Source organism: Arachidicoccus sp., assembly GCF_050436765.1.
Taxonomy (GTDB): Bacteria; Bacteroidota; Bacteroidia; order Chitinophagales; family Chitinophagaceae; genus Arachidicoccus.
Genome location: NZ_JBNQGD010000382.1, coordinates 1 through 7,925, shown reverse-complemented (window position 1 = coordinate 7,925; position 7,925 = coordinate 1). Strand labels below are relative to the sequence as shown.

5 protein-coding genes are annotated in these 7,925 nt (G+C 38.2%); 3 read left to right on the top strand and 2 right to left on the bottom strand.

The window, feature by feature from the left end; all coding sequences use genetic code 11:
• Both ACQR30_RS16080 and ACQR30_RS16075 read right to left on the bottom strand, forming a co-directional pair.
• Positions 1 to 1,916: GumC family protein (locus ACQR30_RS16080; RefSeq protein WP_429736779.1), on the bottom strand; the 1,916-nt coding region annotated here is incomplete at its 3' end.
• A gap of 90 nt (positions 1,917 to 2,006) precedes the next feature.
• A complete protein-coding gene (locus ACQR30_RS16075; RefSeq protein ID WP_429736778.1) occupies positions 2,007 to 2,837 on the bottom strand; it encodes a polysaccharide biosynthesis/export family protein in 831 nt (276 codons plus the stop codon).
• 295 nt (positions 2,838 to 3,132) lie between these two features.
• Between ACQR30_RS16075 and ACQR30_RS16070 the strand changes: the two genes are divergently transcribed.
• The 3 genes from ACQR30_RS16070 to ACQR30_RS16060 form a co-directional block, all read left to right on the top strand.
• Positions 3,133 to 3,726 (top strand): RNA polymerase sigma factor, encoded by a 594-nt coding sequence (locus tag ACQR30_RS16070; protein WP_429736777.1) that lies wholly within the window; start codon positions 3,133 to 3,135, stop codon positions 3,724 to 3,726.
• Positions 3,727 to 3,808: 82 nt separating this feature from the next.
• Entirely contained in the window at positions 3,809 to 4,951 is a 1,143-nt protein-coding gene (locus ACQR30_RS16065) for a FecR family protein (RefSeq protein ID WP_429736776.1), read from the top strand.
• A gap of 233 nt (positions 4,952 to 5,184) precedes the next feature.
• A partial coding sequence (locus tag ACQR30_RS16060; protein WP_429736775.1) for a SusC/RagA family TonB-linked outer membrane protein occupies positions 5,185 to 7,925 on the top strand: 2,741 nt, incomplete at its 3' end.

Genomic DNA, 7,925 nt, shown 5'->3' with positions numbered 1-7,925 from the left:
GCATTCATACCCAAGCCTTTGAGTAATTTAGGCTTGCGGATGTCAAATTCCAGCACAACCACTTTTTTTCCTGTTAGCGCCATACTTGCCCCTAGGTTGGTACAAAAGAAGGTTTTACCTTCACCAGACATACTAGAGGTAGAGAGAATAACTTGAATATCCTTGTCAAGTGCAGCAAATTGGAGATTGCTGCGCATCAAGCGGAACATTTCCGCTACCGGGGTACGAACTTTGTCTTTAACTATTAAGGTATGATCAGTTATCGCGTGTGCAATCTCTCCTAAAATAGGTACATCTGTTTTGTCGGTAATATCTTTTTGTAAACGTACTTTATCATCTAACAGGTCACTTCCATAAAGAGCCGCAAAAGGAATGATTAAACCGAGTAAGAATGCCGCGAGATACACCAGCATTCTCTTAGGACTTACAGGAGAGTCGGTAGCTGCCGGATCGTTGATGGTACGAGAGTTGGCTACAGTGGCGGCCAGAGAAAGCTGCGAAGCTTCTTTCTGCTGCAACAAAAAAGAATACAACCCTTCTTTAATTACCTGCTGGCGCTGTATTTCCAATAACTGGCGCTGGACTTCAGGAGTTGAATGTAACAGCGTTTGAAATTGTTGGTAATTACCATTGAGATCTTTTTGGGTTACAGCCATACCTTGCTGTATATTACTCAAATTTTCGCTAATACTTCTTCTTACGTCGGCAATAGACGCATCCAGATTCTTGACCAAGATATTTGAGGGTTGAACGGTAGTTAGCTGCTCTTTGCGTTTTAATTGTAACTCGTTAAACTTGTCCACCAAGCCATTTAAAGTAGGATCTTGGATTCCCAGAGAGCTAGGTACTAAGCTGTATTTGTTGCCGGGCGTATTGACATAGTCCTGAATCGATTTTAAGACATTGGCCTGCACGCTAGCTTGCTCTTTCTGTGTATATAAATCGGCTGCTTGCTTATAAAAAGCCTGTACATCCCCGGTAATATCGGTAATCTTGTTCTGTTGTTTAAAGTCAGCAACCTTCTTTTCCACGCCACTTAACTCTTGTACCAACGTAACCAAGCGAGCGTTAATGAAATTAATCGTATTGGTGGATATCTGGTTTTTGTCTTCGATTCCTTCCTGATTATATACCGCCACCAATTCCTTGATGATGTCAATCCCCTTTTGAGGCACAGCATCATTCATAGAAATCGTTAAAGCGGAGGCATTTTGATTGACTGCAGCTATAGTTATTTTTTTATTATATTCATCGGCATAGATGCGCAGATCATGGAATTGTAGGTCGATGGTTTGACCTATTTCCAAAGTTGATAATGCATTGACCATAAAAGAACCATAGGTCCGATTGACTCTCTGACCAAAGGAATATATAGTCGACCCAGCGGCATCAGTCAATTCGAAGGAGTTAGAACTCTTTATTTTGAGTTTAACAAGATCTTTTAATTTATAGGCGGTAGAGTCTAGTTGTAAGATATGAACCGCAATGGGTGCTTTGTCACCATAAACTTCCGCAGACTTGAACGTTCCATTAACAAAGATAGACGTTTGCAGTTGGGGCATTTTGGCGAAGGTACGTTGCAGAAGGCTTTGACTTTTGAGCACCTCTATCTCGTTGTCGATATTCTGCTGTGAATTAAATAAGCCGAGATCAGAAAACATGCTAGATCCAGTACTACTTACAGCACCACCACCCATCATACTACTTACATCTGGCCCTTTCTTATCATCACGTATCAATAGCTCAGTGCTGATACTATATTGAGGGGTGGCATAACGCAAATAAATAAAAGCGCTGATCATACATATAAGAACCCCTAATACAAACCAATACCATTTCTGGGTATATTTAGAAAGTTCTGCTTTTAAATTAATGCTTTCACTAGCTGACTCCTGATCCTGTATGTTTTTACTCATATATATTTGAAGTATGAACTATGAATGATGATTTATGAATTAAGAATGACGCATCTTAGTGTTACCCATCCTTACTAAATTCTCTTATTTTTAGAGTACTCTAGATAGAACAATTGCTAGTGCTGAAATAGATGCTGTAATTATAGGAATTAACCTTATGTAGCGTGTATCCGCCTGTGCTGCTTTCAATTTATTCTCCGGTTGTACATAGACGATGTCGTTTTGCTGGAGGTAGAAGAAGGGAGATTTGAAGACATTCTTATCTGTTAGGTCAAGACGCTCCATCGTACGCTTGCCATTCTTTTCCCTTACAACCAATACATTTTCCCGCACGGCATAGGGCGTCATATCGCCTGCCATACCCAGCGCTTCCAGCACATTGATTTTATCGTTGGTAACCGGAAATGTACCCGGATGGGCAACTTCACCGATAACGGTGACTTTATAATTCTGGATATCAATATTAACAATAACGCCTTTATCGGTCTTGGAGATCAAATCGGTCATTTTTTGTTGCGCTTCATCAATGGTGAGACCACTAAGGGCAACCTTTCCTAATAAAGGAAAATTGATATTGCCTTCGTTGTCCACCATATAGCCTTCCGCTAAAGTGGCACTACCAACTGCTCCGGAGGTAGGTAACGCAGAAGACTGCGCACTACTTGTTCCTATATTTGTCAACGGTACAGAACCACTGTTATATAATATATTAGACTGAGGATTTAAAGTAGTTACCTTGATGGCGAGGGCATCGCCGGTTTGAATTTTAGGTTGTACCTGATTTTCAATCGCTTGCTGATATATCGTACTGTCGGGTAAATTACTAAAATAAACCAAATTTCTTTTGGTTGCGCAGGATGTCAATAGCAATGTACCCACCAAAATCGACGAAAAAGCAATCAGGAATCTCTTCTTAACCATCTTTTAAATTTGGGCAAAAGTAATTCGTTTTCCTTGAAAATCAAATTACTTTCTGCAGTTATGTAATAATAATTTATTGTAAACTCCTTTTTGGTGTTTTGACTTTTATATTTCGAAAAGGGGTAATAACCAAAAGTATGCCATATTAAGAAGAGGCGTAAAGTGGTAAGATGCGTGGTATAGCCAAAACAACGAATATATATTATATAGTTTGGCCGACAGATCGTGACAACTTGCAAAATTTGGATTAAGATTAAAAATCTTCATGTACATTTGACTTACTTACTTTTGCTCCATGCCCGAATCCTTATCTCATAATGAATTGGATCTTTTGCAGCGTATATCGAAGGGAGATGAGAACGCTTTTTCCTGCCTGGTGAATCAATATAGTGATTTATTGGGTAATTATATTTTTGGTCTTACTCATTCCCGGGAACAAGCTGAAGAAATCGTCCAGGACGTGTTTTTGAAAATATGGATGACCAGGGAAAGTCTGTCTCAGGTAAAAAATTTTAGAGTATGGTTATATGTGGTCTCTAAAAATCAATCGCTAAATGCTCTTAGAAAAACCATCCGGGATAGAATTAAGCGTCAAGAATGGCAAGAAGATATTGCTTTCGCCAATACGGAGCATACAGACGATTGGAAAGAGCAGCAATTAGGACTGATAGATCAAGCCATTACCCTATTGCCTCCACAACAGAAAAGAGCTTATTTGCTAAGTCGCAAAAATGGTCTGAAATATAAAGAAATAGGCCAAGAAATGAATCTGTCCCCACAGACGGTAAAGAAATATATACAAATTGCCGTACACTCAATAACAAAATACATTGAATCTAACCTTGAATTAAGCCTCTTTCTACTTCTTTTTCTAAAAAAGTTAAAATAAGTTAATTTTCAGTACCCCCTTTTTTTTAATTTCCGTGTCCTATTAACAGGTTGTTTACTTTTTACTGTCTTTTAAATTTCTTATGCCTAACAACAGATTAGATATTTTATTCCAGCAATGGTGTTCCGGGGAAATCAATGAAGTGGATATCCATGAGTTGATGGAGTTATTAAATGAGGCAGACAAACGTAAAGAGCTTTCTCATGCCATGAGGAATATTTATAACAAATTAAAAATTGAGCCTTTTTTTACCCAAGCTGAAAAGAATAAGATTATTTACAATTCATTAAAAAAAGTTTCCTTAAAAAAGAAAATATCCATAGCAGAACAACTGGCGATCGCGGCAGTGATATTGGTATTTTTAGGGATAAGCAGTTTTTTTTTATTTTTTAAACAATCCAAAAAACAACCCAATACATTTGTCGTTCATAGCCTTCTCGACAAAGCGGCTCCCGTACATAACAAAGCAATTCTTACACTCGGAAATGGGAAAGTAATTGCATTGGGCAACACTGCGAATGGGACTTTAGCGATACAGGGACAGACAAAAATAATAAAATTAAAAGGTGATAAAATTGCCTTTGCTGGAAATTCTTTAAAGGTAACCTATAATACGCTTGCGGTTCCAAGAGGAAGCAAACCGATAGAACTGCAATTAGCCGATGGAAGTAAGGTATGGCTAAATGTGGCGTCCAGTATAACATTTCCAACCGCCTTTGTAGATAAGACCCGAAATGTAAAAATTACCGGAGAAGCCTACTTTGAAGTAGCTCATAATGCCTCAAAACCATTTATTGTATCTACAGGCAAAAACGAAATACAAGTACTTGGTACGCATTTTAACGTAAATGCCTATAAGGACGAAGCTGTAGCAAAAGTTACCTTATTAAAAGGATTGGTACAGGTCAATCATTCACTCATTATTACACCGGGGCAGCAAGCTCTGATTGCAGACAATACTACTAGTCTGAATAGCCATCCAAATCTAGATGAAGTAATGGCTTGGAAAAATGACGAATTCATTTTTAATAGCGCCACCATTCCATCAATATTAAGGGAACTCTCAAAATGGTACGATGTAGATATAGAATATCAATCAGCAATACCTTCCGGGCATTATTCGGGAATGATTAGCCGGGATAATAATTTGTCTCAGGTTCTGAAAATTTTGGAAGCCGGTGGGATCAAATTTCAAATCACGAAAGATAAATTAATTGTATTATAAATAACCATCAAAAAAAAGGAGGGAAATCCATTATTAATCAGCGATTATTCTAAAATGTAATTATTTCCATAAAAATGCCGGGTACGATAGAAGCGTCCCGGCTGGATTGGGAATATATTATGCATCAGCATTGACACTTAAATTATTTAACCCAAAACTTGTACAAAAGTATGACAAAGTTTTTTAATCCTGCCGTGTGCGAAATCTGGCCATCAAAAAAAATCTGGTTGGTTATGAAATTAACTGTATTTATCTATTTTATTACCTGCTTGCAATTAAGCGCCAAGGGAATTGCACAAACCGTTACTCTTTCTCAGCATGATATCTCTTTACAAAAATTGTTTCGTGAAATAAAAAAACAAACAGGCTATCAGTTCTTTTATAAAGACGAACTGCTGTCCAATGCTAAAAAGATAAACCAGATCGATGTACAGAATGCTTCCATTAAAGACGTGTTGGACAAGAGTTTTAAGGATCAGCCTTTCTCTTATGAAATTATTGAGAAAACGATTACAATAAGGCCAAAAATAGTCACAAAAACATATCATGCTCCGCCCCCACCACCGCCTGTTCAAAACATCATTCACGGAACAATTACTGATACTACCGGCAAGCCCATTGCGGGTGCTTCTGTAACTATTTCAGGATTCAAAAAGGGCGCTATTACGAATGCAGACGGAACATACCGTTTGGAAGCTAAAAAAGGGGATGTAATTCAAATTAGTTTTATTGGCTACAAAACCAAAGAAGTAACCGTTAAAGATAATGATGAAATCAATGTGCAGTTAATCGTAGAAATTACGGAATTAAATAATTTAGTAATTGTGGGATATGGTAAGCAAAAGAAAATAGATCTCACCGGCGCTGTTGCAACTGTATCATCAAAAGAATTAGAAAACAGACCGGTTACAAATGTCTCCTCGGCTCTAGCAGGTTTAATTCCGGGTGCTTACATATATCAATCAAAGGGAACACCTGGCGAGGATGGTGCAAGTATTCAGATTCGGGGTGTTGGCTCCTTAAGTAGCACTTCTCCCTTGGTTGTTATAGATGGTATAATTGGAAGTTTAGATGATGTAAATCCTAATGATGTAGAAAGCATTTCCATTTTAAAAGATGCCGCTTCTGTAGCCATCTATGGTGCGCAGGGTGCTGCAGGGGTAATACTTGTTACCACAAAGGGAGGAAAAGCGGGTGAACCTACTGTTACCTACACCGGACTTGTTTCTTCTACCAATCCCACTGGTATCCCTGACTTTGTGACCAATAGTGCCCAATATATGCAAACATTAAATGAAGCATATACGAATATTGGGAAAAGCGTTGTGTTTGATTCCGCTACAGTTATACAACCCTTTATAGATGCTTCAAAAAATCCTAATGGACTTACAAGCCTTGGCGTTCCTAATTATGTAGCCTATCCAAATACCAATTGGGAAAAGGTCCTTTTTCAACATCATTTACTTCAAAGTCATAATATATCTGTAAGTGGCGGTGACAAAAACACGCACTATCTTCTTTCTCTTGGCTATTTAAATAATCCAGGACTTGTAGCGAACTCAGGTTATTCGAAATATCAATTTAGAATTAATGTGGAATCTAAAATAGGCAAAAACATTACCGTTGGCACACAAACATTCGCAAAATTAGGATACAGTGGGTTATTTGATGAAAGTAATTTATTCAACTACCTTGTCCAGACTTCACCAATGATATATCCTCTATATAAAGGAATGTATGGCTCTACATCAGCAGACGGTGACGTCATCGGACAAGCCAGTGACCTTTTATATTATACAACCAGTAATAAGGGAACGATACCTGAAACATACATCAATACCACTTGGTACGCCAAAGTCAACATCCTAAAAGGATTAACTTTTGAGCCAAAATTCAATTACCAATCCGATTTAAACGAATATAATTATCATAATGATCCCGTTGCGACAGCACGCTATAATTTTATAACATTGACACAAGTTACAGCACCTACCCCTACGACCAACCTTTCTACTTATAGTGGTTATTCTAAAAACTGGAATTATACATTAGAAAGCGCATTACGTTATAATACAACAATAGGCGGTGTACATAACATTGGTGCATTAGTGGTCTTTAATCAATATTATGATCAAAACTATAATTTGGCTGTTACCGGATATGGTCTTATCGACCCTTCCATTTCTGCCATAAGTTCGGCATCTTCCTTCCCTTCTAATCCAAGCGGAAGTGCAAGCGATTGGGCAACAAGGTCAATAATTGGCAGAATTACTTATAATTATAAGGATAGATATTTGTTTGAAGCGAACATTCGTAGAGATGCTTCTTCAAGATTCGGCCCTGATTATAGATATGGTAATTTCCCTTCATTATCAGCTGGATGGAATATATCACAAGAACCGTTTCTGAAAAACCTAAGCGCACACAACATCCAAAACATTAAGATACGCGCGTCTTGGGGGAAAGCTGGTAATGCAAACATCGGTAACTACAGGTGGCAAGCGAATTACGGCACCACACCCTACGCCTTCAACGGTACAGCCTATTCCGGTTTAAATCTAACTTCCATCGCTAATCCGCAATTACACTGGGAAACAACCAATCAAGTAGATGCGGGCTTAGATATAACAGCTTTTCATAATTTAGATTTAACCTTTGACTGGTATCGGAAATATACCTACGGTATTTTGTTTACAGCACCTCTTGACCCAACTGTAGGTACTGCTTCCGCTCCTGAAGGAAACTTTGCCCAGGTTTTAGATAATGGACTAGAATTTTCCGCAGGTTGGCACGATAAAGTCGGAGATTTTAGTTATTCTGTAAACGGAAACCTCACTTATTATTACTATAATGACGTAAAACAATACAAGGGACCTTTAGTGGCCGGCTTAACAACTGATGGAAATGGAAACAGCGTTTATAACTCAAATATAGGTGCCATCTCATCTGGCGGTTCACAGCGAATTCTAGAAGG